The following is a 25,831-nucleotide window of genomic DNA, read 5'->3' on the forward strand; positions in this document are numbered from 1 at the left end:
ATGATAATTTTTAAATACAAATAGCTTTCATGTGGTATTTTTACTAATAATATCAATGCCTAAGAAAGATTGTATGCCTAAGATCCTTATTATCGAAGATGACGCCGCTTTTTGTCAAATGCTTCAAAAGTTTTTGACCAAAAATGGCTTTGATGTAGATACCAGTTTTACTGCTCAGGATGCTAAAATTAAATTTAAGGCCACAGCTTATAATGTAGTATTGACAGATTTGCGCCTTCCTAATTACGACGGCTTGGAATTATTGTCCGAAATACTTGCCATTAACCCCAAAACCCAGGTCATTGTGATGACCGGCTATGCCGCCGTAGGCACGGCGGTGAATGCCATGAAAAAAGGGGCCTATGACTATATCTCAAAACCCTTTACTCCGGACGAGATTTTAATGCAAATAAATAGCGCCTTATCGGAAAGGAGGCAAGAGCAAACTGTAAAACCAAGGGCCAAGAATAGTACTGCTTCCCAGGGGCAGAGTAAAGGAATAGTGGCTGGGACCAGCGAGGCTTCCAAAAAGTTGCAGGAGTATATTAAACTGGTAGCCCCTACAGATATGTCGGTATTAATAACCGGAGAAAGCGGAACCGGAAAAGAGGTGACGGCCAAGGCCATTCATGACAACAGTCAACGTAAGGACTTTAGTTTTGTGGCGGTAGACTGTGGGGCCATACCCAAAGAAATAGCAACCAGTGAATTTTTTGGGCATATTAAGGGCAGTTTTACCGGTGCCGTGGATGATAAGATAGGACATTTTGAAGCGGCCAACGGAGGAACACTTTTTTTAGACGAAATAGGCAACCTATCCTATGAAAATCAGATCCAATTATTGAGGGCCCTGCAGGAGCGAAAAATTAAACGGGTAGGGAGTACCAAAGAAATTCCCGTCGATGTTCGCATTATTACGGCCACCAATGAAGACCTGACCGCAGCGGTAGAAAAAGGGACTTTTAGGGAAGATCTTTACCATAGGATCAACGAGTTTTCAGTAGAAATACCCTCCTTGGAAGATCGTTTTGAAGACTTATTGCTATTTGCCGATTATTTTTTGGCGAAGGCAAATAAAGCCCTGAACAAAAATATTAAAGGGTTCTCGGAAGAGGTCTTGGATATCTTTAAACAATACCATTGGCCCGGAAACCTAAGAGAACTACAGAATGTCATTAAAAGGGCAGTATTGCTGAGTGCTGGCGATTATGTAGCAAAAGAGGCCTTGCCAAAAGAAGTGTTCAAGGTCAAGGAAATAATTGCCGATACCGAAGATTTCTCCAAAGCCGATTATGAAAAGGATCAAATTGTAAAGGCACTTAAAAAATCTAATTTCAATAAATCCAAGGCAGCAAAACTACTTCAGATTACCAGAAAGACCCTCTACAATAAGATCAACCATTATAACTTGGATCTTTAGCCAAATAAGATTTTATCGCTAATAATAGTACGGTAACCTTATTTTTTAAATCGGCAAAAGAAAGCTTTATGGCTTTTTCGGTCATATCGTTTTCTGATAGCAGTTCAAATTGTTCCAGGATAGGCACAATATCCGTGGTTTTTAATTGGCGGAACATAGGCAGCATTCTATGTGAAACAGCGTTTATTTCCTGGGTGTTTGTTTGGCTTATGGCCATACTTAGTCGCTCCATATTAATAGTGGTGTCGGCCATAAATGTTTGTAGTACCTCTGCTACGGCAACCTTGTTGTTCCCTAGAAAGGAATTGATAATCGCTAAGCTGAACAAATGGGAGTCCGATACCGGGATAGTTGCATTTTGAGGTCCTTCCTCGTCATGGACGGCCTCTGGGAATTGACCGTGCAACACCTTTAAAAGCCTGGCCTTCGTAAATGGTTTTTGAAGAATATCGGCGAATCCGGCTTCCGAATACACCTTTTTTTCTAAATCCCTTCTCCCGGTCATCGCAACAATAGGTTGTTGCTTGTAATGCACATACCCACTATTTTGTAAAAGATCCATTACTTGAAAACCACTTAAATCGGGCATTTGTATATCGGTCAAGACCATATGGTAACTCAGGGAACTTTCCTTTTTTATGGCGTTAAAATTATTGTAAGTATGTGCGGTTATCCCAAGGGAATGGCAGACCTCTTTTAGTAATTTTAGCATGGCGATATCATCGTCGATAATAAGAAGCGATAAAGCTCTTTTGGGGATCAAGGCTATCTCGTCCCTGGGCGGTATCGGTAAACTCGATATTTCAAATGGTATGTTTATGGTAAAAGTACTGCCTTTGTCTTCTTCGCTGCTTACGGAAATTTTCCCATTTAATAGGGCTGTAAGTTTTTTTGAGATGGTAAGGCCTAGGCCATATCCTCCATATTTTTTGTCGGTATGGTCATCGGCTTGGGTAAACTCTTTAAAAATATGTTCTTGCTTTTCTTTTTTTATTCCGATGCCAGAGTCGCTTATCGCAATAACAGTGCGGTAATGAGTCGGTGTTTCTTCGGCAACCCTGGCCTTGATTCGGATGCTGCCAATGTGCGTAAATTTATAGGCGTTACTGATAAGGTTGCTCAATACCTGGCGTACACGGAAGGCGTCGCCCATAACGGCACGGTCCAAGCGTTCATCGATTTCAAAAATTAAGGGGATGTTTTTTTCGCTATAGATCTCCGCTATATTTTCTCCGGTATTCCTAATAAGCTCCGAGAGCACAAAGGGACGGTTTTCAACCTTTATTTTTCCGGCCTCGAGCTTTGAAAAATCCAATAGGTCGTTTACCAAGCTATCGACATAATGAGATGCCGATTTAATCTGGTGTACATAAGAAAACCGCTTTTCATTGATAGGAGTGCCTTCTAAAAGCTCGGAATAACCGGTGATAGTGGTCAAAGGAGTCCTCAAATCGTGGCTGACCATAGAGATTAATTGCTCCCTGCTTTTTAAAAGCGATTCCGAGAATTTCTTTTCCTTTTCTAACTGTTGCCTATAGCGTTGTACCCTCCAATAATCTTTGGTGATCAAAAACGTAAAAAGAGCCACAACTATAAAGCCTAGGATGGCGGCAATGCCGGCCAAGCGGATACTTCTGTTCAGGGCCGTTTGTTTGTTGATATTGTCGGTATAGGTTTTTAGGATTATTTCCTGTTCAAAAGCGGCAATAATATTCCGCAATTGTTGGGAGAGTTCCAAATCGGTCCTGTTGAGGGCCCATTCTTTTTCGGCCAAAGACCGCAGCGTTTTCATGCTGCTTTTTTTTGCTTCCGTCAATAAGCTTTTAGAGGCCGTCAATACCGAATCTACGCCTATGGGAGTGGTGGAGTCTTTGGGGACATTTTCACTGAGGTAATCGGCCCATTTTTTAAGAGTGGTTTGCGCCTCCACAGGAAGGTCGTAAAAGTCGGGGGTAAGGCTCTCCGGACTTATTTTTCCCAAGGATTCCTCCATCATATTAAACCCCTTAAGGGCATCGTCTATAGAACTGTTGGCGTCGATTTTTGCCTTTAAGAGACGAAGCTCATTGCTGTTGATGACCTTTTTTTGCAATAACAGTTGTACGCTGTCGAGCATGCTTTTTTGGTCATCGTTACTAGCATACTTTTTAAGGCTGTCCAAGGCCACAAAAATGGAGTCTATTTTTTGGGTGTAGTTAGAAAAGTCTTTGGAGCTTTTATTCTGTAAGGCTATTTTGGAAAGGCTTTCGGCTTCGTGTAATTGGGTGAGTATTGTACCGGTTTTTAGTAGTTTGGTGTCGTTTTTATAAGAAATATCGGTAGAAACATATACTCGGATCTCTGAAATTATAAAATACCCTACCACCAAGGCCAATGCTGCTAATATGAGATAGCTAAGCATTATTTTAAGTGTGAATCTGCTTTTTTTCATGGGATGCTCAAAAGATAGTCGAACGCCAAACTAAAGTACGTATTTGCTTATTTTAAGGCCTATAATGAAACGTTAATTATTTGTTTGGTTTTACTATGAAATGTAAAAGTCTGGGCGTAAATTTGCGCCGTCTCAAAGGGGTGCTTACGCAGGTAGGCTGAGATTACACCCAAGGAACCTGGGCAGGTAATGCTGCCAAGGGATGCGTACAGCGCGTATTGGAATACTAACACTATATTTTCGATAGGACGAGCCTATCGGGAATGACAAACTCAACTTTAAAACAGGAATAATAGCCCCTTTTATTCGTAATATTTTTGCGGATGAAAACTATATTCACTTCAATGGCCATTTTTGGCTCACTATTATCGGCCTTCGGCCAAGAGATTCCCAAAGATTCTTTGGAAGGAGAAAAAATCAGCCTGGACGAGGTATTGGTTTCTGCCGTAAGGGTCACCAAACAAACTCCGGTTACTTTTTCCAATTTAAGCAAAGAACAGATCAAACCCAGAAACTTAGGACAGGACATCCCCGTATTAATGAACTTCTTGCCTTCGGTGGTGACTACATCAGATGCAGGAGCAGGAGTAGGGTATACCGGAATTAGGGTTAGAGGGAGCGATGCGACAAGGGTAAACGTTACTATCAACGGTATTCCGTATAACGATTCTGAATCTCATGGTAGCTTCTGGGTTAATATGCCCGATTTTGCCTCCTCTACAGAAAGTTTGCAATTGCAAAGGGGGGTAGGGACCTCTACCAATGGTTCTGGCGCTTTTGGGGCCAGTTTAAACATATTGACCGATGCGGTTGCTGAAGAAGGCTATGGCCAGATCTCCTCTTCGGTGGGGAGTTTTAATACCTTAAAAAATAATTTGAAATTTAGTACCGGACTCTTGAACGATCAGGTAGAAATCTCCGGGCGTCTGTCAAGGATTACATCCGATGGCTATGTAGACAGGGCTTCATCGGCCTTAAATTCTTATTTCCTTCAAGGTTCCTTTCAAGATAACAATACCCTTATAAAGGCGCTATTGTTCGGCGGGCACGAAATTACGTATCAGTCCTGGAACGGTATAGATGCAGCTACCTTGGAGGACGATCGTACGTATAACTCTGCCGGAGAATATACCGATGAGAATGGAAATACGCAGTACTATGAAAATGAAGTGGATAACTACAAGCAAAATCACTTTCAATTACATTGGAACGAAAAAATTGGCAGCGCATGGAATACCAATTTGGCCGTACATTTTACCCGGGGAAGAGGGTATTTTGAACAGTTTAAGGAAGATGATGACTTTGCTACATATGGGCTAACACCTATAACCGTCGATGGGGAAGAAGTAGATAAAACCGATCTTATTAGAAGACGTTGGTTGAGCAATCGCTTTTATGGAACCACTTTTTCGGCCAACTATATAGCAGATAACCTTAATCTGATCCTTGGTGGCGGTTATAACAAATACGAAGGGGACCATTTTGGCGAAATTATTTGGGCAAAGTACGCCGCAAATAGTAATTATGGAGATAGGTATTACGACAATTCCTCTATTAAAACCGACTTTAATTTCTTTACCAAGGCCAACTATCAGCTAACGGATCAATGGAGCCTTTTTGGCGACCTTCAATATAGAACCGTAGGGTATACGGCCAGTAGCGAAGAAATTGGGAGTGTAGACGATACTTTTAACTTCTTTAATCCTAAAGCCGGAGTTACTTTTGATCTGAACCGCAACAATAACCTGTACTTTTCGTACGCTAGGGCAAATAGAGAGCCAAACAGGAACGATTATGAAAGCGATAGCCCGACACCAGAAAAGTTAAACGATTATGAATTGGGGTGGCGTTATATTTCTTACGCCCTTCAGCTAAATGCCAACCTGTACTATATGCAGTATAAAGACCAATTGGTGCTTACAGGAGATATTGACGATGTAGGAAGTTTTAAAAGGGCCAATGTGGCTAATAGTTATAGGGCCGGATTAGAATTGGATGCCAAAATTAAACTTTCCGATAAATTCTCGGTAGCGCCAAATGCTACCCTAAGTACCAATAAAATTAAAGACTTTATACTAGATAGAGACGGGGAAGTTAAGAATATAGGAAATACCAATATATCCTTTTCACCATCAATAGTGGCAGGAAATATATTTGCCTATGCTCCATCTGAAAACCTAAGCTTTTCATTGCTTTCTAAATATGTAGGTGAGCAGTATTTAAGCAATACCGATGATAGGGCTTCCAAGTTAGACGACTATTTTATTAATGACATCAACCTTGTATACGAATTGGAGATCGATGGTTTCTTTAAGTCAATTGTGTTTTCTGGTTTGGTGAACAATATTTTGGACATTAAATACGTGTCAAACGGCTATACTTACTTAGATACTTGGTCTGGTCCAAATTCTTTTGAAGTACAGGGGTATTACCCACAAGCAGGGATTAATTTCTTATTGGGAGCAAGTGTAAACTTCTAAGAGACTTCGGGTTTTTATGCCCTGAATTCCTCCTGAGATTATAAGGGAACTAGATATTGAATTAGGGGCGGCACCATATTTTTGATGCCGTCCCTTTTTTGGTTCTTGGAATCTGTTATTTTTGTTGGTAAACCTATTAGAATAGACCAACATGGACAAGCTTAAAAACCAAAAGACCATCCGCTGGGGAATCATTGGCTGTGGGGCGGTGACTGAAGTAAAAAGCGGACCTGCCTATCAGCAAACCGAAGATTTTGAGCTGGTTGCCGTCATGCGTCGCGATGCCGAAAAGGCAAAAGATTATGCCCGAAGGCATGGCGTTCCTAAATACTATACCAAGGCAGCGGATTTAATAAATGATCCCGAAGTAGATGCGGTCTATATTGCAACACCCCCAGATACCCATAAGTATTATGCTTTAAAGGTCGCCCAGGCCGGTAAGCCATGTTGTGTAGAAAAACCTATGGCACCATCATATTCCGATAGCCTAGCCATATACAATGCCTTTGAAGAAAAGTCATTGCCATTGTTTGTAGCTTATTACAGAAGATCCCTGCCTCGCTTTATAAAAATAAAGGAATGGATAAGCCATGGGGAAATTGGGGACATCAGACATATCCGCTGGCATTTAAGCAAGCCGGCAAACCAGCTCGACCTAAGTAAAAAATATAATTGGCGTACCGATGGTAAAATAGCTCCCGGAGGCTATTTCGACGATTTGGCAAGTCATGGGCTAGACCTGTTTACTTGGTTGTTGGGCGATATAGAAAAAGCCTATGGGATAAGTGTCAACCAACAAGAACTATATTCTGCAAAAGATGCCGTTACGGCTTGTTGGCTTCATAAAAATGGAATCACTGGAGAAGGAAGCTGGAATTTTGGAGCAGCAGAACGCCAAGATAAAGTAGAGATTTTAGGAAGCAAAGGGAAAATACTGTTCTCAGTGTTTCAGGAAGACGCCCAAGAGATGCAAAACGCCCAAGGTACCACCAGGGTATTTGTCGAAAACCCGAAGCACATTCAAAAATATCACGTTAAAAATATAAGAGACCATTTAATCGAAGGGAAGACACACCCCTCCCATGGAAGTTCGGCACTGCACAGTAGTTGGGTAATGGATGAAATTTTAGGGCTCTAGACCTAATTAGAAATGATGACCGTGTTGCCACTGTATTGGGCCCTGTATTCCAATAAATCGTAATAACGGTTGCCGTCCTGTGGCCTATTGGTCATTTGGCCCGTAAACAAACTGTAGGCATACGCCTCACAAGGGCAAGTAGCATTGGTGGCATAAGTGTTTTTTTGGTTTAAGGTACTGCATTGGTTAGGGACGTGATTAGGACAACTGGCTTCAAAGGCCCTAAAAGTATTGAACCCTACATTGGTTACAAAAACACCGCGGGTACCTACCGCCGAGTTGCCGATAAAAACCGAATTACCGGTCGTGGTCAATGGGTTGTATTGGGGCAGATTCAAATTTAGGTCGAACCGAAAAGAAACTTCTTGGAGATACGGATTTCTGTTCGTGGCATTATTGGAACAGGCCAATATCAATATAAAAAGAATAAGGCTGAAAATACGTTTCATAAGGCATTGTTGTTTTGAGGAAACTTACGCAAAGTTGAACAAAATTTGTGTATATTTGTTTTAAATCCTCTTTAAAAAAAAGAGGATTTTCCTATTTATTAAATATAGAACTTATGAGCAAGGTATCTTATTATACGCCAGAAGGGCTAAAAAAATTAAGGGAGGAATTAAACTACCTTAAAGATGTGGAGAGGCCAAAAGCTTCTCAGGCGATAGCTGAAGCAAGAGATAAAGGAGATTTGTCAGAGAACGCGGAATACGATGCTGCCAAAGAGGCCCAAGGGCTATTGGAGATGAAAATTTCAAAAATGGAAGAAACCTTGTCCAATGCCAGATTGATCGATGAGTCGCAATTGGATACCTCTAAAGTATTAGTGTTATCGACCGTAAAGTTGAAGAACTTAAATAACGGTATGGAGATGAAGTACACCTTGGTGGCAGAAAGTGAGGCAGATTTAAAAAATGCAAAAATTTCTGTAAGTTCCCCAATTGGCAAAGGCCTTTTAGGGAAAAAGGTAGGTGAAACAGCCGAAATTACCGTGCCTAACGGCGCCCTAAAATTTGAAGTTTTGGAAATTTCCAGATAAATTATATTCTTAGAAGTGTTTTTAAAAGCCTTAATTGTTGAAACAATTAAGGCTTTTGCCTTTGTATCCTCTTTGGAGGGATAAATTGTTGCCCTACATTTTTGGCAACTATCGATTGCTTTTATATTTGTAGTACCTTATTCAATGAATTTAAATAAGAAAACATGGCCAGTATATTCACAAAAATTATCAAGGGCGAAATCCCTTCCTATAAAATAGCAGAAGACGAAAAATTCTATGCCTTTCTCGATATCAATCCCAATTCTGCCGGGCATACCTTATGTATTCCCAAAATAGAGGTCGATAAAGTACTAGACCTCGATGAGGAAACCTATATGGGCTTAATGGCTTTTTCCCGAAAAATAGGAAAGGCTATAGAGGCTGCAATACCATGTAATAGGGTAGGGATTACCGTAATAGGATTAGAGGTCCCACACGTTCATGTACACCTAATTCCATTACACAGCATGAAAGACGCTACTTTTCAGCATAAAACGACGCTTTCTAAAGACGACTTTTTGGCAATAGCAGAAAAAATAAAGGCAAAACTATAGCCTTTTATCTGATATAAAAATAGATGCCAGCAGACATACCGACTATTAAAACTAGCATTAAAGCATAAAATAGTTTGGTAAATTTAATGGTGGCTTTTTTCGGAGTCACCATTTTTTTATAGTAATCATATACCCTTTCTATATCCTGGGTCCAGGCAATTGGGTAAATGTCGGAACTGCAAGTGTTGCATTTTATTTCATGCGTAATTTCTTTGGTGCTTTTATCGTAAAAGCTTCCATAAGTATGTTTTTGAAAAAAAGTAAGTTTTAATTCCTGATTAAAACATTCTGGGCAATTATTAGTTAAATTGGCCTCTTTAACAACCACTAATTTCTCCTTTACCATTTTCTTACTTGTTAATTTTCAATGCAATCTGCATTATGGTTCCTTCTTTGGAGGACGAAAGTACTTTAATTTTTCCTTTATGATATTCTTCGACGATTCTTTTTGCCAAAGAAAGCCCCAAACCCCACCCTCTTTTCTTGGAAGTTGCTCCGGGGGTAAAAATAGTGGAAAAATTCTTCTTGGGAATACCACTTCCGGTGTCGCTAATTAAAATCCGAACCATATGCCCGTGGGGAATAATTTCGATAGCAATACTCCCCTTTCCTTTCATCGCGTCTATGCCGTTTTTCACCAAATTTTCGATGGTCCAATTATATAGGGCGCTATTTAACATTACTGGCATATGGTCTACCTGAGAGTGAAAGGAAAACTGTATGAATTTAGAACTTCTTAGCCTTAGGTAGTCATAGGCGTTTTTAGTTTCTTCTACGATATCGCATTCTTTTAAAATAGGTAAGGATCCTATTTTCGAAAAACGCTCTGTGATAGTTTCCAATCTAAAAATATCTTTATCTATCTCCTTGGCGATTTCCGGATTTATGTTTTCTGTTTTTAACAGTTCGTTCCATCCTAAAAGAGAAGAAAGGGGCGTCCCTATTTGATGGGCGGTCTCCTTGGCCATTCCTGCCCATAGTTTGTTTTGCTCAGATGTTTTATTGGTCTTAAAAAGAAAGTAGATAACGGTTCCGAACAAACAAATGATAAGTAATAGGGCAATGGGGTAATATTTTAACTTATTGAGTACTTCCGAGTTGCCGTAATAGAGGGTAGCTAGGGTTTCTCCCTTGTAATCTATAGATATGGGTCGGTTCTCATTCCTAAAGGTGGCTATCTTTTTTCTAATAAGGCTAGTGTCCTTTATAAGGGCCAACGGCATATTGTTTACTTTTATAGAATTGTCCTTGTTCACCAATATCATAGGAGTAGAGGTGTTGTTCTGGAATATTTTTATATGTAGGTTTCCTGGGTCGGCATCCACGGCTAAGGACAAAAATTCCGATTGGGCCATCGCCCATATTTCCATTTTGTTGCGTTCTTCTTCCTTGAACTTCTTAAAAAAGCTATTCGTATTCCATAAAATCAAACTAACTATGGCAAAGGATGCGATAAGTAATAATAGGTTTGAGGCTTTATGTTTAGGATTAAAATTCATCCATTATCTAATTTAATTTTAAAGATAACGCAATTAATAGAAACTTATTCTATTTTCATCTGCTCCCTTTTATTTCATTTCGCTAACAATTTATGTACCTTTGTAGCCATGAAGAAAATGGTTTCCATGCTAGTTTCGGAGCTGTCAACAGCCAAGCTTCATAGTTGTCTTTTAGGAGCTATCGGGCCCAGGCCAATTGCTTTTGCCAGTACCATGGATGCCCAAGGCAGACCAAATTTGTCGCCTTTTAGTTTCTTTAATGTGTTTAGTGCCAATCCCCCGGTATTGATATTTTCTCCTGCCCGTAGGGTGCGCGACAATACGACCAAGCATACCTTGGAAAATGTGTTGGAGACAAAAGAGGTAGTGGTCAATGTGGTGAACTATAATATGGTTCAGCAAATGTCATTGAGCAGTACAGAGTATCAGGAAGGGGAAAACGAATTTGTAAAAGCCGGACTTACGATGCTAAAGTCAGATATTGTAAAGCCATTTAGGGTGGCAGAAGCCCCGGTGCAGTTTGAGTGTAAGGTTACCAAGGTAGAAGCCTTGGGGAAAGATGGTGGCGCTGGGAACCTTATCTTTTCAGAAGTCCTTAAAATACATGTCGATCAGGAGGTGTTGGATGAAAATGGAGGGATAGACCAATATAAGATAGACCAAGTAGCCCGTATGGGAGGAAATTGGTATACGAGGGCCAATGTAGGGATGTTCGAAGTGCCAAAACCAATAAGTAGTTTGGGGATAGGCGTAGATCGGATACCCGAAAGGATACGCCTTAGTAGTATATTGACAGGAAACGATTTAGGAATGTTGGGGAATATAGAAAAATTACCTACCCCAGAGGAGATACATGCGTTTGTTGACCAGGATTTGGAAGTAAAAGCCATACTGAGGTCGGGAAATCAGGAAAAAATAGAGCAAAAAGCACAGGCCTTTTTAAAAAAGAATGAAGTTTTTTCGGCATGGAAAGTGTTGTTGGCCAATACTCTAAAATAGGGATGCACTAGGGAATCGCCTTGCCTAAAGAAATAACGTAGAGAGGTTTTTAAAGGGCGTTTCTAAGAAGATGTTAAGAAGTAGAGGAATTTTATTTTGGAGATTCCAATACAAATTGCTTAATATTGACAAAAGGATATATTATAAAATCATACAGATAAATAGCGAAATGGAATTACAGGGAAAAATTAAGATGATTGATGAAACTAAGACTTTTGGTAACAATGGTTTTAGAAAGAGAGAATTGGTAGTTACTACTGATGAGCAATATCCGCAACATATTATGGTGGAATTTGTACAGGATAAATGTGACCTTTTAAACAATTTCGGTATCGGACAAGAAGTAAAGGTTAGTATTAATCTACGTGGAAGGGAATGGGTGAACCCACAAGGAGAAACAAAATATTTCAACTCTATTCAAGGATGGAGAATTGAAGCGGTTCAGGCAAATGCCAATGCTGGAAATATTCCTCCAATGGATACTTTTGAGCCAGCAAACAATTTAAGAGAGGAAGATCACGACGATTTACCTTTCTAAATAAAACCTTGTTTAAATACCTTTAAAAAAAGGAAATAGGAACTGCTTTGTGCATTTTCTAAGATCAAACAAAGATGAAAAAGACCTATCCAGTTGCTAACTGGATAGGTCTTTTTGCTTAAATTTATCTTTTTGCCCTCATTAAAACAAGCGCAGGGCTTATTGATTTAATAGTATTCCATGAATATTTAAAAAAACAGCTATACAGATGTACTTGCTTACAGACCGTCTACAGTTTCCACCCGTTGATGATGCCGATGAAGATGGCTTATTGGCAGTAGGAGGCGATTTGTCGCCAGAGCGGTTATTACTCGCCTATCAGAATGGAATTTTTCCGTGGTTTAATGAAGATGAGGTGATATTGTGGTGGAGTCCCGATCCCAGAATGGTTCTGTTTCCTGACGAGATTAAGATCTCTAAAAGTATGAAACAAGTGATTAATTCCGGAAAATTTAAAATTACTTGGAATACCCGTTTTAAGGAAGTGCTAGATCAGTGCGCTTCCATTCCCAGGGCAGGGCAGGGGGGGACTTGGATTACCGAGAACATGAAGGCCGCATACTGTCTTTTGCATCAAAAAGGAATCGCGAAGTCTATAGAGGTCTGGGAAAATAATAGCCTGGTAGGCGGACTTTACGGAATAGATTTAGGAGAGGTCTTTTGCGGTGAGAGTATGTTTAGTAAAAGTAGTAATGCCTCTAAAATTGCTCTTATTTACTTAGCTCAGGAACTACAGCAGAAAAATTATAAACTGATAGATTGTCAGGTGTATACCGCCCATCTCGAAAGTCTTGGCGCCAAAGAAATTTCAAGGGAAGAATTTATAGCAATTTTAAAGGGACAGGAATCCTAACCAACGATTATTCCTAGCCCAAGGATACCTCCTTGTGCCTAAAACAATGAATTTCATGATCGTTTACCATACCGGTGGCCTGCATATGAGCATAGATGACCGTACTTCCTACAAACTTAAAACCGCGTTTTTTTAGATCTTTGCTGATGGTGTCTGACAAGGGAGTGGTGGCGGGAGCCTCCTTGTGGCTGGTTAGATTGTTTTGTATGGGTTTACCATCTACAAAGCCCCATATGTAGTTGCTGAAACTTCCGAACTCCTGCTGTATTTGTATAAAAGCTTGGGCATTGGTGACCGTGGCCCTTACTTTTAGTTTGTTTCTGACAATACCCGCATCTTGTAATAAATCTGAAATCTTATCCTCTTGGTACAAGGCTATTTTTTGATAATCAAAATTATCAAATGCCTTTCTAAAATTTTCCCGCTTCCTTAAAATGGTGATCCAACTTAATCCCGCTTGAAAAGTTTCTAAAATTAGGAATTCAAATAGTGACGCGTCATCCTTTAAGGGAACTCCCCATTCCGTATCGTGGTATTCCTCATAAAGGGCATCGCCTTTACACCAACCACACCTGTGTTTTTCCATGGTGAACTAGATTTTTAACTAAAGGTATTGTATTTAATTTTTATCAATGTGAATTTTCAAAAAAGAACATACCTGGATGATGTAAAAATATATTTTTCAAAAAAAGGTATTTTCCCGATTTTATAAAAGGTCTAAGTCAAGTATCTTTGGAGAACTAACTATTGCCAACATAGATATATGCCAGAAAGGAAAAAGAAAAGCCATGACTTTAGGACCAATTTATCATCCTATTGGAAAAAATCTCGTAGGTTTAGAGTCAGTATTTTTGCGGTCATCCACGACGTGCTGTTTATAATATTTGGAATCTTCTCGGCGGCCTTCGGTTTAAAGAGCTTTCTTCTTCCCAATAGTTTTATCGACGGTGGTGCCACAGGAATATCCATGCTGTTGAGCGAAGTTTTATCCCTTCCCCTTGCCGTACTCATTGTTTTGGTGAATATTCCCTTTATATTTTTGGGTTTAAAAGTGGTAGGGCAACAATTTGCTATAAAAGCTTCCTTGGCTATTTTGGGGCTTTCCTTGGTTTTGGTAACCGTTTCTTTTCCCGAGGTCACCGATGATAAGCTATTGGTAGCGGTGTTCGGAGGATTTTTTCTTGGCGCGGGAATAGGACTTTCTATCCGAGGCGGTGGGGTGTTAGACGGTACCGAAGTATTGGCAATTTACCTCAGTAGAAAATTAAGAACCAAAATTGGAGATAATATTATTGTCATCAATATTATAATTTTCCTTGCCGCAGCCTATTTGCTTTCTTTCGAAACAGCCCTGTATTCCATGCTTACCTATTTGTCCGCTTCAAAAACCTTGGACTTTGTCGTAGATGGTATTGAAGAGTATACCGGGGTAACCATTATCTCTAGCCGTAGTGAAGATATCCGGTTTATGATAACCGAAAAATTAGGAAGGGGAGTTACTATCTATAAAGGAAAAGGGGGGTATAGCCAAGATGGGGTTCACAACGAATACGATATTATTTTTGCTGTCATCACTCGACTCGAAATAAGTAAATTAAATACAGAAATCGAAAAAATAGACCCTAAGGCCTTTGTGATCATGAACAGTATTAATGATACCCGTGGAGGCATGATCAAGAAACGATCTTTAAACCACTAAATAATATTTCTTTGATTTTTTGTAAGGAGTGGTGCTAGAGTTCTACTAATGTGACTTTTGTCACTTTTTATAAATTAATAGTTGGCTAAATTTACGGTCAAATTTTTATGCTTTTCACCCTATGGAACAAGAAATACTAAAGAAATCTACCAGCCAAATCATTCAAGAAAGCCTTTCCAAGGCCATGAGTTACGAGGCTTATAGAGCCTTAACAGCTAATTTGGTGTCTAAAGGAGCGTCAACGGCTGCGGAACAAAGCGATGATCTTGCCCATTATACCCTTATAAATGAACAGCGGATGAAGCGTTTGGACAAGACCCTTAAGATCGATCCGGCCTCTGAAGCATTGATAACCGCAGTGCAAAGAAAAACAACCTGGTTGGTGCTAACGGAAAGTTGGTGTGGCGATGCCGCCCAAAGTCTCCCTGTAATGAATAAAATAGCCGATTTAAACAGTAACCTTACTTTAAAATTGGTCCTTCGCGATGAGAACCTGCCCCTGATGGAGCGTTTTTTGACCAATGGAGGTATGGGGATTCCTAAACTGATCGCTATTGACGAACAGAGTGGAAAGCTTATTGGCGAATGGGGCTCTAGACCATTCCAAGCGCAAAAAATGGTGGACGATTTTAAGGAAGAACACGGCCAATTTACGCCAGAGTTTAAGGAAGATCTACAACAGTGGTATAATAAGGATAAAGGAAAAAATACGCTTCAAGAGCTAGTGGCCTTACTTACTTTGGAATAAGTAGGTAATAGTGCCCTTCTGGGACGCCTTGGCGCCGTTGTTGAATTTGGATTTTAACGCATATGCAATGGCATTGTCTACCAAACAGCCATTTAAAGTGTTCGAACTTTTTTTATTTACTTCAGCTTCCAAGACCTTCCCAGTAGGGTCCACAATAATATTAATGACTACCTTACCACCTTCTATGCAGGTGTAAATAGGGATAGGCAAACTTAAATGGGTTCTATCGACTAAGGAATAGGAGACCGAGGTGTTTCTTTTCGCGAAATTATTGGTCATCACCTCTTTGTTAGCTTCCTTATCACCTAAAAGCGCTTGTTTTTCGCGCCTTCTATCGGCTAATTCCTTAATTCTTGCTGCGAATTCTGAATTGGATAAAGGAGTGTCTTCAGAGGCATCTCCTTCTTCGGACATTTCTTGCTCTTCCAAGATTTCTTCCAAGGTTTTTAAAGGTTCTGGATTTCCGTAACTGGGTTTGTTGGCCTCGTTAAAAGCCATATGGCTTTTTATGGGAGCTGCATTGGCCAATTCTTCTAAAGCTTTTATTTCTTCTAAAAGCTTTTGTTCAGGATCTTCCTGCTCTTCTAAATTTAATTCTATGACGTAGCCATCATCTTCGTCCTGATGTCCTAAATGTATGTTGAATAGCAACAATACAAATAGTGACATGGAAAAAAAGGTAATTAAAAGAGAAAGTTGTTTCCTGTTTAATTTCATAGTATTATAACCATGTTGGGCCTAAAATATTATAATTTCTCGACGAACAGAAAGCTTGTCACTCCTAATTTCGAAAATTTTAGGCTTCCAACTGTAATAAATCTCGGAATTTTTCCGGACTAATAGCCTTATTTACGTTGTAGTCACCAATTTTGGTTCTTCTTAAGGCAGATAAATATGCGCCAGACTCCAATGCTTTTCCAAAATCGAAGGCCAAGGACCTAATATAGGTGCCTTTGCTACAACATACTCTAAAATGTACTTCAGGAAAATCGATCCCGGTAATTTCAAATTCGGAAATATGGATTTTTCTCGTTTTTATTTCTACTTCTTTTCCCTCTCGGGCATATTCATAAAGACGTTTCCCATCTTTTTTAAGGGCAGAAAAAACAGGAGGTTGTTGTTCAATTTCGCCAATGAAATCGGCAGTAGTGGTCTGTATGAGTTCTGGCGTAATATGAGAGAAGGGGAAACGTTCGTTTATTTCCGTTTCCATATCATAAGACGGGGTAGTGGCTCCCAAGGTAATAGTGCCGGTATATTCTTTTTCCTGGCCTTGTAATTCTGCGATCCTTTTGGTGAATTTGCCCGTGCAAATTATTAATAGTCCACTGGCCAACGGATCTAAGGTGCCCGCATGACCAATTTTGATTTTCTTTAGTTCAAACTTCTTTCTAATAGCCCATTTTAAGGAGTTTACCGCCTGAAAAGATGACCAACCCAAGGGTTTGTCTATTAATAACAGTTGTCCTTCTAAAAAATCTTCTTTAGTCATTAAATTACAGTTAGAGGTCGAACAAAATAATGGATGGCTATTATGGAGATCCCCACTATAATTCGGTAGTATCCAAACATTTTAAAACCGTGTTTGCTTAAATAGCCAATAAAAGTTTTAATGGCCACCAAGGCTACCAAAAATCCTATAACATTACCAACGATCAATAAGTTTATCTGCTCATCGGTAAGGGTAAAACCGGCATTGTAATAATCGAATACTTTCTTTAGGGTAGCCCCCAACATAGTAGGAAGGGCAAGGAAAAATGAAAATTCGGCTGCTGCAGTTCTAGATAGCTTTTGGGACATTCCCCCCACAATACTGGCACCGCTCCTAGAAACACCAGGAATCATGGCCAAGCATTGGAATAAACCTATTTTAAAAGCAGTGGCGTAAGATATGTGCGTATTCTCGGCATCGCCGAACCAATTGTCTACTTTTAAAAGGATAAATCCGCCTATGACCAAAGAAATAGCTACGGTAAGAGGGCTTTCTAAAAGGGAATCTATCACATCGCTTAAAAGCAGACCAAAAACTACGGCCGGAATAAAGGCCACCAATAGTTTAAAATAAAAGTCCATGCTCTGAAAAAAGCGCTTAAAATAAAGGACCACTACCGATAAGATGGTACCCAATTGAATGACAATGGTAAATAATTTTGTAAATTCCTCCTGGGCGATGCCAAAAAAGGAAGATACTATGATCATATGTCCTGTGGAAGAAACAGGTAAATACTCGGTGATGCCTTCTATAATGGCAAGAATAATTGCTTGAAATATGTCCAAAACTTACTTTTTGTTGGTTGGGTTCAATAAAATGGCGTAAATCTCAATACCTAGACCTAGTAGCACTAAAGTTGGTGCCAAACGAATTCTTCTGAAATTGTAAATTTCAGGATTAAAAACGTTCGGGTCATCACTACCGCCGCCACTCATTAATACGAAGCCCAAAGTAATAAAGGCCAAACCAACAAACATAAACTGATAGTTTTTTTTCTGAAAGATAAATTCCCGTTGAGAGTTTTTCTGCTGGGTGTTGTGAAGATTTTTACTCATGCTGCAAATCTAATAATATAAATCGTCTGTTCTAAGGTTTAAAAAGCGTTGTGTGGCAAAAAAGGTGCTTATAAGGGAAATTAAAACCCCCAAAACAAAAATGCCGACAAAAAGGAGGATAAGAATTATAGGGTCTCCAAAAAGATCGAGCTCCGGAAAATATAAGGCAATATAATATAGAACGACCCCCATGGCTATTAAGGCCAAAATAGCTCCTAGGATGCCCAGCTTTACATTGGTCCATAAAAAAGGCTTTCTGATAAAACTTTTGGTAGCCCCCACCATCTGCATGGTTTTTATAATAAAACGCTTGGAATAAATAGAAAGTCTAATAGAACTGTTGATCAGAAGGACGGCAATAAAAGTAAATACGCCGCTCGCCACTAAAATCCAAAACCCAAGTCTTTTTACGTTTTCGGTCAATAGGGAAATTAAAGGCTTGTCGTAACTGACTTCTTCTATATAGGCTTTGGCAGATATTTCCTCGGCAATTTCCGTAATTTTTTCCGCAGAAACGAAATCGGCCTTTAGCTGCACGTCAATGGAATTCTTTAAGGGGTTGTGCCCTAAGAATTCAATAAAATTTTCTCCTATTTCTGCGCTGTGTTGTTCGGCTGCCTCTTCTTTAGAAACATAGGTCGCCTTTTTGGTGTAATCGGCCATGGCTAAGGATTTTTGTAGCTGCTCTACTTCAATATCCTTGGCGTTGTCCTTTAAAAATACAGAAATGGTAATCTGCTCCTTAAAGTGATCGGCCAGTTTTTGAGTGTTCAATACCAATATCCCCAAGATTCCTATTAAAAAAAGAACCAGGGCAATACTTAAAACCACCGAAAAATAAGAAGAAATAAGTTTTCTTTTTTGAAAACGTTCAAAAGATGTGCTCATAATTTGAAATCAATATGTAAAAATAGAAAAGTAAATTGAAATAAAAATGGGTTATGTTAGTTTCGTTCGATTAATCTTTGTCGCTGTGGCTGTTTTGGGAGAAAACATGGGTGTGTTACCCAATAGGTAATGCAGAAATGGACCTAGCTAAAGCAGTCTCAGTATGCTAGGGGTTGCCTGTGATCCACATAGGCAGAACAAATGGCAAAAATAAACAGCTTTTGGGCCATGGACGCAGTACGCATGTACTCAATTAGGGAAGCTCCCTTAGGGAAGTTCATAATATATTTTCCCTTTTTGGGGATTAAGCCTATTTTTGCCACTGCACGTGAAAAAAGAATAAAGAGCCACCATTGCGGGGCATCTAAATACAATCGACAGAATGAATTACGATTTTAAAAAGATAGAAGATAAATGGCAGAAAGAATGGGCTCAAAAAGGGACCTTTAGGGCAGTTAATAATTCTGATAAGCCAAAATTTTATGTGTTGGATATGTTTCCCTATCCTTCAGGAGCGGGCTTGCACGTAGGGCATCCGTTAGGATATATTGCCAGTGATATCTATGCGCGTTATAAAAGACATAAAGGATTTAACGTATTGCACCCAATGGGATACGATTCTTTTGGATTGCCTGCAGAACAGTATGCCATACAAACAGGGCAACATCCGGCTCTTACTACCGAAACCAATATTAATAGGTATAGGGAACAATTGGACAAAATAGGGTTTTCATTCGATTGGAGCCGTGAGTTGCGTACGTCCAATACCGACTACTATAAATGGACGCAATGGATCTTTATTCAGCTCTTTAACTCATGGTATAACAAAGACGCCGATAAGGCCGAGGACATATCTTCATTGATCGTTATTTTTGAGAATGAAGGAAATACCAAGGTCAATGCGGTTTGTGATGAGGAGGTGGCGCCTTTTACCGCTGATCAGTGGAATGGATTATCCGGCAATGAAAAACAAGAGATTCTATTACAATATAGGCTCACCTATTTGGCAGAGACCGAAGTAAACTGGTGTCCTGTCCTAGGTACGGTTTTGGCCAATGACGAAATTGTCAATGGCGTTTCTGAACGTGGGGGCCATCCCGTTGTCCGTAAAAAAATGACGCAGTGGAGCATGCGTATTTCTGCTTATGCCCAACGTTTATTAGATGGTTTGGCAAAGGTCGATTGGCCACAGCCATTAAAAGATTCACAAACCAATTGGATTGGACGCTCTGAAGGGGCGGCGGTAACCTTCCATACCCTTCCTGTAAGCTCAGAAGGGGAGTCTTATCCTATAGAGGTCTTTACAACCCGTCCGGATACTATTTTTGGAGTCAGTTTTATGACCTTGGCGCCAGAACATGAATTGGTTGCCAAAATTACGACTCCCGAGCAAAAAGAAGCTGTTCAATCGTATATAGAGGCGACGGCAAAACGTTCTGAACGCGAAAGGATGGCCGATGTAAAAACTATTTCAGGAGTATTTACCGGTGCATATGCCGAGCATCCCTTTACCAAAGAACCTATTCCCGTTTGGATTGGCGATTATGTATTGGCTGGTTATGGTACCGGAGCGGTAATGTCTGTCCCATGCGGAGATCAGCGCGATTATGATTTTGCCAAACATTTTAATATTCCAATCCCAAATATTTTTGAAGGAATAGATATTTCAGAAACTGCCTTCGCAGATAAAGATGGTGCCGTTATAGCGAATTCCGACTTTTTAAACGGCTTGCCCTATAAAAAGGCCACCAAATTGGCCATTTACGAGTTGGAAAAACTAGCACAGGGGCAAGGGAAGGTCAATTATAGGCTTCGCGATGCAGTATTCAGCCGCCAAAGGTATTGGGGAGAGCCTTTTCCAGTATATTATGTAGACGGGATGCCGCAAATGATAGACACCAAATACCTGCCCGTTGTGTTGCCCGAAGTAGAAAAGTACTTGCCAACAGAAACAGGCGAGCCTCCTTTGGGGAATGCGAGCGTTTGGGCCTGGAATACGGAAACAAACGAGGTAGTCGCCAATGAAAAAATAAACAACAGTACCGTATTTCCATTAGAATTGAATACCATGCCAGGTTGGGCGGGAAGTAGTTTTTACTTTAACCGCTATATGGATGCCAACAATACCGAAGAGATATTCTCCAAGGAAGCCATTAATTATTGGCAAGACGTGGATCTATATATTGGTGGTAGTGAGCACGCTACCGGCCACTTGTTATATGCGCGTTTTTGGCAAAAGTTTTTGTTCGATAAGGGAATCGTGCCTAAAGACGAGTTTGCTAAAAAACTTATAAACCAAGGAATGATCACTGGTACTAGTGCCTTTGTGTATCGTTGGGAATATGGGCAAACCGATGAATCGCAACCTAGAGTTCCGGTTTTTGTCTCAAAATCTATTATTGAAGACGCAGTAAAAAACGGAAAGAAATTAACCGATAATCCAGAGGTTAAAGCTATTGTTTCTGCAATTGGAACTGACAACATCATTGTTTCCGATACTACAGATTGGTCTCAATTTACGCCTATCCATGCCGATGTTTCTTTTGTAAATGCTTCCGACGAATTAGATATAGAAGCTTTTAAAAAATGGAGGTCGGAATATGCAGAGGCTAAATTTGCCTTGGAAAACGATACCTATTTAGTAGGTAGAGAAGTAGAGAAGATGTCCAAATCTAAATACAATGTGGTGAGTCCAGATAGTATTTGTGAAGAATACGGGGCAGATTCTTTGCGTTTGTACGAAATGTTCTTGGGGCCCTTGGAGCAATCTAAGCCCTGGAATACAGCAGGTATCAGCGGGGTACATGGTTTTTTAAAGAAACTGTGGCGCTTGTTCCACGGAGGGGCCGAAGGAGCCTTTAAGGTCACCGATGCCGAGCCTACAGCTGAAAATCTAAAAACCTTGCACAAGACCATCAAAAAAGTAGAAGAAGATATAGAAAACTTCTCCTTTAATACCTCTGTGGCTACTTTTATGATTTGTGTGAATGAATTGGCCAGTCAAAAATGTAATAGCAGACAGATATTGGAGCCTTTGGTTATTTTGGTATCGCCTTATGCGCCCCATATTGCCGAAGAACTTTGGAGTAAATTGGGACATTCAGAATCTATCGCCACGGTAGCTTTTCCTGTATTCGACGGAAAGCATCTGGTAGAGAGCAGTAAGGAGTATCCTATTTCTTTCAATGGAAAAATGCGTTTCAAAATTCAATTGCCGGCAGACTTGTCCAAGGACGATATTGAAGCAGCTGTAATGGCCCACGAAAAGACCCAGGAGCAATTGCAAGGACGTACCCCTAAAAAGATTATTGTGGTACCTGGTAAGATCGTCAACATTGTTGGCTAAGCAATTAATTACAAGCTTGGGCTACTAGCACCAAGAACTAAGCGATCTTATTGATGTTCTTATAAATATTCATGTCAACAACCCCAATTAATCGTTGGGGTTGTTGTATATTATAACATAAAAAAGGATGCAATTTATAGAGATAATAGGTTTGGTGGCAGCCGTATGTACAACTTCTGCCTTTGTGCCACAAGTACTAAAAACCTGGAGAGATAAATCTACAAAGGATATTTCCTTGCCTATGTATTGCATATTTCTCTGCGGTACGTTGCTTTGGCTTTATTACGGTCTATTCCACGACAGTTTCCCCATAGTGATAGCCAATGCGGTTACCTCTATGTTGGTATGTGTTATGCTTTTCTTAAAATTAAAATACAAATAAGGGAATTAGACATTTTGTCATTAATTTCGTTGGGTGAGATAGGGAAGACTGGCAAGTATTAAATTGGCGAGCTTTTTGCTGATGTAGTACTGTAAAGCAGAACTTAAAAAGTTAAAAAAACAATTTTAAAAATATAATTATGATAATGTATTACGTATTGATTGGCGCTATTGCACTGGTTAGTTGGTTGGTAAGCAATAAACTGAAAAGTAAATTTAAATATTATTCAGAAGTGCATTTGCGCAATGGGATGAGTGGGGCCGAAATTGCAGAAAAAATGTTGGCCGATCATGGAATAAGGGATGTTAGGGTAATATCTACACCTGGGCAGTTGACCGACCATTACAACCCGGTAGATAAAACCGTGAACTTAAGTGAAAGTGTATACAGTCAGCGTAACGCTTCGGCGGCGGCAGTGGCAGCTCATGAATGTGGGCATGCCGTACAGCATGCAACGGCCTACGAATGGTTAACCATGCGCTCTAAATTAGTGCCTGTAGTGAGTGTTACCTCTGGCATGTCCATGTGGGTGGTTTTTGGTGGACTTATGCTAGGAGCAGCCGCAGGGGTTGGTTTTGGGTATTGGGTCGCCATAGCAGGTTTAATCATGATGGGATTCGCTACGCTGTTTAGTTTTATTACCCTTCCGGTAGAATACGATGCTAGTAACAGAGCCTTGGCTTGGTTGAAAAATAAGAATATAGTAACCCCGGAAGAGTATAAAGGTTCTGAGGATGCCTTAAAATGGGCAGCACGTACCTATTTGGTGGCTGCAATTGGTTCCTTGGCTACTTTGGTGTACTGGGCGATGCAGGTTTTAGGAGGTAGAGATTAATCTTAAGAAACGATTTTAAACTAAAAAAAGACGCCTTCATTTGGCGTCTTTTTTAGTTTATATTGTAATCTGGCGGTCTATTTGTTGGTCAAGGGAAATAAAGGTTTCTGTTCTGGACACACCTTCAATAGGCTGAATGTCCCGGTTAAGAACCTGCATCAAATGTTCGTTGTCCCTACACAATACTTTTATTAAAATAGACCAGTTCCCAGTGGTGTAATGACATTCTAGCACCTCTGGGATTTTTTCCAATTCTTTTACCGCTACCGGATTGCTCATGGCCTTATCCAAATAAATGCCAATATAAGCCATGGTGGTATACCCCAGTACCTTAGGATTGATCACTAATTTTGCCCCCGATATTAATCCGGAACTCTCTAGTTTTCGAAGTCTTTGGTGAATAGCGGCCCCAGAAATGCCGATCTTTCGCGCTATTTCTAAGATGGGTTTTCGCGCCTCTGCCATAAGGTATCTCAAGATGTCCTTGTCAATTCCGTCTATTTTTATATGATCGTTATCCGATTTCATGTATTATGTTTCAGTTTTACTGTAAATGTATCAAATAAATTATACTTATTAACTAGCAACAAAGTCAGGATTGTAGCCCAGATAGGGGGCATGTTGCTCCTTGAATATAATTCCGTGCGATTTTAACTCCTCTAAAATCGGTTGATAGACGGCTGGCTTTAGAGGGATTTGAACCCCTGGGGTGCTTATTTTTCCATTTAGAATCAATAGGGTAGCGATGGCTACAGGTAAGCCTACTGTTTTGGCCATGGCAGTATAAATACGATCTTTTCCGGTAACAACCATATGGGCATCTATCTGTTCTTTTTTACCATTAAGTTCGTAGCCGAATTTATGGTACATGACAATCATGTCCTTGTCTTCTTCTTTCAGCGTCCAGCTGTTTTCTAAAATCTCTTGTAATATCTGGGCAGGAGAGGCATTTGCCAAGGTTATTTTCTTATTCCCATCAAATAAATCCAACTCCATCAGTTTTTCCCACATAATATCGTCCTGATCAATTTTTAAATAATGACGCAATTTCAGTTCGACGGAATCGGTGGGGGAGTAGGGCAGAAATAGATTGACAAAATTACGGTAAGACATCCCCTTTGAGTTTTCTATGGTATAGCTGTCATCGGTCATTCCCAATTGAACGAATATATTCCAAGCTTTGGAAAACCCTATTTTTCGAATGGTACCCCTAAATAAGGTCAGGGCATTGTTTAAACCATATACCTCTCTGTATTTTAAGGAATCCCTATTGGCATACGCCTCAAACTTGCCGTAACCTTCCACATTTAAAAACTCCGTTCTTCTAAAGAGCTTGTGATATGGGATATATTTATAGCTGCCTTCCTGCAAGAACTTTGCGGTTCCTCCTTGTCCGGCCACCACTACATTTCTAGGATTCCAGGTAAATTTATAATTCCATAGGTTGTTGTCGCTCTCAGGGGCCACTAACCCTCCGGTAAAAGATTCGAATAGAAGTACTTTTCCGCCTTTTTCACGTATAGAATCCAATACCTGCATAGCACTCATATGGTCTATTCCAGGGTCTAGGCCAATCTCATTCATAAAAACGAGCCCTTTTTCCGTTACGGCCTTGTCCAGAGCCTTTAATTCGTCGCTCACGTAGGAAGCGGTAACCAAATGCTTGCCCAATGCTAGACAGTCTTTGGCCAATATGATATGGAGATGGGCAGGAACCATAGATACTACAATGTCGGCCGTTGCAATGGCTTCTTTCCGGTCTTGGTCATTAAAAATATCGAGCTTTAATGTCTGGCATGCAGGATGGGATGTAAAGGTATCTGGTAGTAATTCTGGATGTAAATCGCCTATGATGAGGTGTAGTTTTTCTGATTGGGCCTTGGTTAATAGATAGTCTATTAAATAGGAAGTAGATTTTCCTGCGCCAATAACTAATATTTTTCTGGTCATTTGTTGTGTAACTTTTTAGATTAAACGGTTACTAAGGTATCAAATTGTTATATTTGTCGTGTAATTGAGTCTATAAGTTATGAACAAAACAATTTTGATCACTGGGGTGATATTTGGATGTACTGCAATCATTTTAGGTGCCTTTGGGGCTCATGGCTTAGAGAAATTGGTCGATGCCAAGGCTTTGTCGACTTTTGAAACTGGTGTTAAATACCAAATGTACCATGCGTTGTTTTTATTGGTTTTAGGAAGTTTTAATGTGTTAGCGGAAGAACAAAAAGGGCTTATCTATTATTTTGTAACGGTAGGAGTAGTGTTTTTTTCCTTTTCTATCTACCTCTTGGCAACGAATAGTCTTACGAGCTATGATTTTAAAACCATCGCGTTAATGACTCCCCTAGGAGGAAGCTTATTGATCATTGGTTGGATAATCCTCGGTTTTAGGCTATTTAGTCGGAAACAATTGAGATAAAACGAGTTATTAACCC

26 protein-coding genes are annotated in these 25,831 nt (G+C 40.0%); 14 read left to right on the forward strand and 12 right to left on the reverse strand.

The window, feature by feature from the left end; translation table 11 throughout:
• The first annotated feature begins 73 nt into the window (after positions 1 to 73).
• Positions 74 to 1,420, forward strand: a complete 1,347-nt coding sequence (locus BUA16_RS12885) for a sigma-54-dependent transcriptional regulator (protein WP_072765201.1) — start codon at positions 74 to 76, stop codon at positions 1,418 to 1,420.
• Here the strand turns inward: BUA16_RS12885 and BUA16_RS12890 are convergent.
• Complete coding sequence (locus BUA16_RS12890) at positions 1,395 to 3,821, reverse strand: ATP-binding protein (protein WP_178338881.1); 2,427 nt, start codon at positions 3,819 to 3,821, stop codon at positions 1,395 to 1,397. The genes BUA16_RS12885 and BUA16_RS12890 overlap by 26 nt on opposite strands.
• Positions 3,822 to 4,174: 353 nt before the next feature.
• On the opposite strand from BUA16_RS12890, the gene BUA16_RS12895 reads away from it, so the two are divergent.
• Positions 4,175 to 6,331: a TonB-dependent receptor gene (locus BUA16_RS12895; RefSeq protein ID WP_072765168.1), complete on the forward strand. Its 2,157-nt coding sequence runs from the start codon at positions 4,175 to 4,177 to the stop codon at positions 6,329 to 6,331.
• A gap of 151 nt (positions 6,332 to 6,482) precedes the next feature.
• A complete protein-coding gene (locus BUA16_RS12905) occupies positions 6,483 to 7,469 on the forward strand; it encodes a Gfo/Idh/MocA family protein (protein ID WP_072765170.1) in 987 nt (328 codons plus the stop codon).
• Positions 7,470 to 7,471: 2 nt separating this feature from the next.
• On the opposite strand, the gene BUA16_RS12910 is transcribed toward BUA16_RS12905, so the two are convergent.
• Positions 7,472 to 7,918, reverse strand: coding sequence for a Rieske (2Fe-2S) protein (locus BUA16_RS12910; protein ID WP_072765171.1), 447 nt, complete (start codon positions 7,916 to 7,918; stop codon positions 7,472 to 7,474).
• Between the two features lie 113 nt (positions 7,919 to 8,031).
• Between BUA16_RS12910 and greA the strand changes: the two genes are divergently transcribed.
• Complete coding sequence (gene greA, locus BUA16_RS12915; RefSeq protein WP_072765202.1) at positions 8,032 to 8,505, forward strand: transcription elongation factor GreA; 474 nt, start codon at positions 8,032 to 8,034, stop codon at positions 8,503 to 8,505.
• A gap of 164 nt (positions 8,506 to 8,669) precedes the next feature.
• A complete protein-coding gene (locus BUA16_RS12920) occupies positions 8,670 to 9,059 on the forward strand; it encodes an HIT family protein (protein ID WP_072765172.1) in 390 nt (129 codons plus the stop codon).
• Between the two features lie 4 nt (positions 9,060 to 9,063).
• Here BUA16_RS12920 and BUA16_RS12925 read toward each other — a convergent pair whose 3' ends face one another.
• Together BUA16_RS12925 and BUA16_RS12930 are read right to left on the reverse strand one after the other, a co-directional pair.
• Complete coding sequence (locus BUA16_RS12925; RefSeq protein WP_072765173.1) at positions 9,064 to 9,405, reverse strand: hypothetical protein; 342 nt, start codon at positions 9,403 to 9,405, stop codon at positions 9,064 to 9,066.
• Between the two features lie 4 nt (positions 9,406 to 9,409).
• Positions 9,410 to 10,558, reverse strand: a complete 1,149-nt coding sequence (locus tag BUA16_RS12930; protein ID WP_072765174.1) for a sensor histidine kinase — start codon at positions 10,556 to 10,558, stop codon at positions 9,410 to 9,412.
• Between the two features lie 117 nt (positions 10,559 to 10,675).
• Here BUA16_RS12930 and BUA16_RS12935 point away from each other — a divergent pair, with 117 nt between their 5' ends.
• The 3 genes from BUA16_RS12935 (at position 10,676) to aat (ending at position 12,948) form a co-directional block, all read left to right on the forward strand.
• Entirely contained in the window at positions 10,676 to 11,557 is an 882-nt protein-coding gene (locus tag BUA16_RS12935; RefSeq protein WP_072765203.1) for a flavin reductase family protein, read from the forward strand.
• A 169-nt stretch (positions 11,558 to 11,726) separates the two neighbouring features.
• Positions 11,727 to 12,095: a DUF3127 domain-containing protein gene (locus BUA16_RS12940; protein ID WP_072765204.1), complete on the forward strand. Its 369-nt coding sequence runs from the start codon at positions 11,727 to 11,729 to the stop codon at positions 12,093 to 12,095.
• A 208-nt stretch (positions 12,096 to 12,303) separates the two neighbouring features.
• Positions 12,304 to 12,948 carry a leucyl/phenylalanyl-tRNA--protein transferase gene (aat, locus tag BUA16_RS12945; protein WP_072765175.1) on the forward strand — a complete coding sequence of 215 codons (645 nt, stop codon included), beginning with the start codon at positions 12,304 to 12,306 and terminating at the stop codon, positions 12,946 to 12,948.
• A 13-nt stretch (positions 12,949 to 12,961) separates the two neighbouring features.
• Here the strand turns inward: aat and BUA16_RS12950 are convergent, their stop codons facing one another.
• Positions 12,962 to 13,534: a DNA-3-methyladenine glycosylase I gene (locus BUA16_RS12950; RefSeq protein ID WP_072765176.1), complete on the reverse strand. Its 573-nt coding sequence runs from the start codon at positions 13,532 to 13,534 to the stop codon at positions 12,962 to 12,964.
• Between the two features lie 177 nt (positions 13,535 to 13,711).
• On the opposite strand from BUA16_RS12950, the gene BUA16_RS12955 reads away from it, so the two are divergent.
• Positions 13,712 to 14,647, forward strand: coding sequence for a YitT family protein (locus BUA16_RS12955; RefSeq protein ID WP_072765177.1), 936 nt, complete (start codon positions 13,712 to 13,714; stop codon positions 14,645 to 14,647).
• A gap of 121 nt (positions 14,648 to 14,768) precedes the next feature.
• Positions 14,769 to 15,395 (forward strand): thioredoxin family protein, encoded by a 627-nt coding sequence (locus BUA16_RS12960; RefSeq protein WP_072765178.1) that lies wholly within the window; start codon positions 14,769 to 14,771, stop codon positions 15,393 to 15,395.
• Here the strand turns inward: BUA16_RS12960 and BUA16_RS12965 are convergent.
• The 5 genes from BUA16_RS12965 to BUA16_RS12985 all read right to left on the reverse strand — a co-directional run bounded on the left by BUA16_RS12965 (position 15,378) and on the right by BUA16_RS12985 (position 18,830).
• Complete coding sequence (locus BUA16_RS12965; protein ID WP_245795566.1) at positions 15,378 to 16,064, reverse strand: energy transducer TonB family protein; 687 nt, start codon at positions 16,062 to 16,064, stop codon at positions 15,378 to 15,380. The two genes, BUA16_RS12960 and BUA16_RS12965, sit on opposite strands and share 18 nt — an antisense overlap.
• Before the next feature lie 127 nt (positions 16,065 to 16,191).
• Complete coding sequence (gene truB / locus BUA16_RS12970) at positions 16,192 to 16,887, reverse strand: tRNA pseudouridine(55) synthase TruB (protein WP_072765180.1); 696 nt, start codon at positions 16,885 to 16,887, stop codon at positions 16,192 to 16,194.
• Positions 16,887 to 17,672, reverse strand: a complete 786-nt coding sequence (uppP, locus tag BUA16_RS12975; protein ID WP_072765181.1) for an undecaprenyl-diphosphatase UppP — start codon at positions 17,670 to 17,672, stop codon at positions 16,887 to 16,889. The genes truB and uppP overlap by 1 nt, the downstream gene beginning before the upstream one ends.
• A gap of 3 nt (positions 17,673 to 17,675) precedes the next feature.
• Complete coding sequence (locus BUA16_RS12980; protein ID WP_072765182.1) at positions 17,676 to 17,942, reverse strand: DUF3098 domain-containing protein; 267 nt, start codon at positions 17,940 to 17,942, stop codon at positions 17,676 to 17,678.
• Between the two features lie 9 nt (positions 17,943 to 17,951).
• On the reverse strand, positions 17,952 to 18,830 hold the full coding sequence (locus BUA16_RS12985) for a cell division protein FtsX (protein ID WP_072765183.1): 879 nt from the start codon (positions 18,828 to 18,830) through the stop codon (positions 17,952 to 17,954).
• A gap of 382 nt (positions 18,831 to 19,212) precedes the next feature.
• Here BUA16_RS12985 and BUA16_RS12995 point away from each other — a divergent pair, with 382 nt between their 5' ends.
• From BUA16_RS12995 to BUA16_RS13005, 3 genes are all read left to right on the forward strand, one after another.
• The gene (locus BUA16_RS12995) at positions 19,213 to 22,176 is read left to right on the forward strand and encodes a leucine--tRNA ligase (protein WP_072765185.1); all 2,964 of its coding nucleotides are present in this window, start codon (positions 19,213 to 19,215) and stop codon (positions 22,174 to 22,176) included.
• 127 nt (positions 22,177 to 22,303) lie between these two features.
• Positions 22,304 to 22,558 (forward strand): SemiSWEET family sugar transporter, encoded by a 255-nt coding sequence (locus BUA16_RS13000; protein WP_072765186.1) that lies wholly within the window; start codon positions 22,304 to 22,306, stop codon positions 22,556 to 22,558.
• Between the two features lie 139 nt (positions 22,559 to 22,697).
• Entirely contained in the window at positions 22,698 to 23,393 is a 696-nt protein-coding gene (locus tag BUA16_RS13005) for a zinc metallopeptidase (protein WP_072765187.1), read from the forward strand.
• Between the two features lie 57 nt (positions 23,394 to 23,450).
• Here the strand turns inward: BUA16_RS13005 and BUA16_RS13010 are convergent, their stop codons facing one another.
• Entirely contained in the window at positions 23,451 to 23,921 is a 471-nt protein-coding gene (locus BUA16_RS13010; protein WP_072765188.1) for an Lrp/AsnC ligand binding domain-containing protein, read from the reverse strand.
• A 48-nt stretch (positions 23,922 to 23,969) separates the two neighbouring features.
• Positions 23,970 to 25,343, reverse strand: a complete 1,374-nt coding sequence (locus tag BUA16_RS13015; protein WP_072765189.1) for a saccharopine dehydrogenase family protein — start codon at positions 25,341 to 25,343, stop codon at positions 23,970 to 23,972.
• 79 nt (positions 25,344 to 25,422) lie between these two features.
• Here BUA16_RS13015 and BUA16_RS13020 point away from each other — a divergent pair, with 79 nt between their 5' ends.
• Positions 25,423 to 25,815 (forward strand): DUF423 domain-containing protein, encoded by a 393-nt coding sequence (locus BUA16_RS13020; RefSeq protein ID WP_072765190.1) that lies wholly within the window; start codon positions 25,423 to 25,425, stop codon positions 25,813 to 25,815.
• Positions 25,816 to 25,831 lie beyond the last annotated feature (16 nt).

Origin of the sequence: Arenibacter nanhaiticus, assembly GCF_900141935.1 — a bacterium.
In the GTDB taxonomy this organism is placed as follows: domain Bacteria; phylum Bacteroidota; class Bacteroidia; order Flavobacteriales; family Flavobacteriaceae; genus Arenibacter; species Arenibacter nanhaiticus.

Bases quoted from the DNA above. Each gene is read 5' to 3' on its own strand.
- BUA16_RS13000 (WP_072765186.1), top strand. From the start codon at position 22,304: ATGCAATTTATAGAGATAATAGGTTTGGTGGCAGCCGTATGTACAACT.
- BUA16_RS12980 (WP_072765182.1), bottom strand. From the start codon at position 17,942: ATGAGTAAAAATCTTCACAACACCCAGCAGAAAAACTCTCAACGGGAA.
- greA (WP_072765202.1), top strand. From the start codon at position 8,032: ATGAGCAAGGTATCTTATTATACGCCAGAAGGGCTAAAAAAATTAAGG.
- BUA16_RS12895 (WP_072765168.1), top strand. From the start codon at position 4,175: ATGAAAACTATATTCACTTCAATGGCCATTTTTGGCTCACTATTATCG.
- BUA16_RS13005 (WP_072765187.1), top strand. From the start codon at position 22,698: ATGATAATGTATTACGTATTGATTGGCGCTATTGCACTGGTTAGTTGG.
- BUA16_RS12905 (WP_072765170.1), top strand. From the start codon at position 6,483: ATGGACAAGCTTAAAAACCAAAAGACCATCCGCTGGGGAATCATTGGC.
- BUA16_RS13020 (WP_072765190.1), top strand. From the start codon at position 25,423: ATGAACAAAACAATTTTGATCACTGGGGTGATATTTGGATGTACTGCA.
- BUA16_RS12965 (WP_245795566.1), bottom strand. From the start codon at position 16,064: ATGTCACTATTTGTATTGTTGCTATTCAACATACATTTAGGACATCAG.
- BUA16_RS12995 (WP_072765185.1), top strand. From the start codon at position 19,213: ATGAATTACGATTTTAAAAAGATAGAAGATAAATGGCAGAAAGAATGG.
- aat (WP_072765175.1), top strand. From the start codon at position 12,304: ATGTACTTGCTTACAGACCGTCTACAGTTTCCACCCGTTGATGATGCC.
- BUA16_RS13015 (WP_072765189.1), bottom strand. From the start codon at position 25,343: ATGACCAGAAAAATATTAGTTATTGGCGCAGGAAAATCTACTTCCTAT.
- BUA16_RS12910 (WP_072765171.1), bottom strand. From the start codon at position 7,918: ATGAAACGTATTTTCAGCCTTATTCTTTTTATATTGATATTGGCCTGT.
- BUA16_RS12955 (WP_072765177.1), top strand. From the start codon at position 13,712: ATGCCAGAAAGGAAAAAGAAAAGCCATGACTTTAGGACCAATTTATCA.
- BUA16_RS12960 (WP_072765178.1), top strand. From the start codon at position 14,769: ATGGAACAAGAAATACTAAAGAAATCTACCAGCCAAATCATTCAAGAA.
- BUA16_RS12935 (WP_072765203.1), top strand. From the start codon at position 10,676: ATGGTTTCCATGCTAGTTTCGGAGCTGTCAACAGCCAAGCTTCATAGT.
- BUA16_RS12890 (WP_178338881.1), bottom strand. From the start codon at position 3,821: ATGCTTAGCTATCTCATATTAGCAGCATTGGCCTTGGTGGTAGGGTAT.
- BUA16_RS13010 (WP_072765188.1), bottom strand. From the start codon at position 23,921: ATGAAATCGGATAACGATCATATAAAAATAGACGGAATTGACAAGGAC.
- BUA16_RS12885 (WP_072765201.1), top strand. From the start codon at position 74: ATGCCTAAGATCCTTATTATCGAAGATGACGCCGCTTTTTGTCAAATG.
- truB (WP_072765180.1), bottom strand. From the start codon at position 16,887: ATGACTAAAGAAGATTTTTTAGAAGGACAACTGTTATTAATAGACAAA.
- BUA16_RS12940 (WP_072765204.1), top strand. From the start codon at position 11,727: ATGGAATTACAGGGAAAAATTAAGATGATTGATGAAACTAAGACTTTT.
- BUA16_RS12925 (WP_072765173.1), bottom strand. From the start codon at position 9,405: ATGGTAAAGGAGAAATTAGTGGTTGTTAAAGAGGCCAATTTAACTAAT.
- BUA16_RS12930 (WP_072765174.1), bottom strand. From the start codon at position 10,558: ATGAATTTTAATCCTAAACATAAAGCCTCAAACCTATTATTACTTATC.
- BUA16_RS12985 (WP_072765183.1), bottom strand. From the start codon at position 18,830: ATGAGCACATCTTTTGAACGTTTTCAAAAAAGAAAACTTATTTCTTCT.
- BUA16_RS12950 (WP_072765176.1), bottom strand. From the start codon at position 13,534: ATGGAAAAACACAGGTGTGGTTGGTGTAAAGGCGATGCCCTTTATGAG.
- BUA16_RS12920 (WP_072765172.1), top strand. From the start codon at position 8,670: ATGGCCAGTATATTCACAAAAATTATCAAGGGCGAAATCCCTTCCTAT.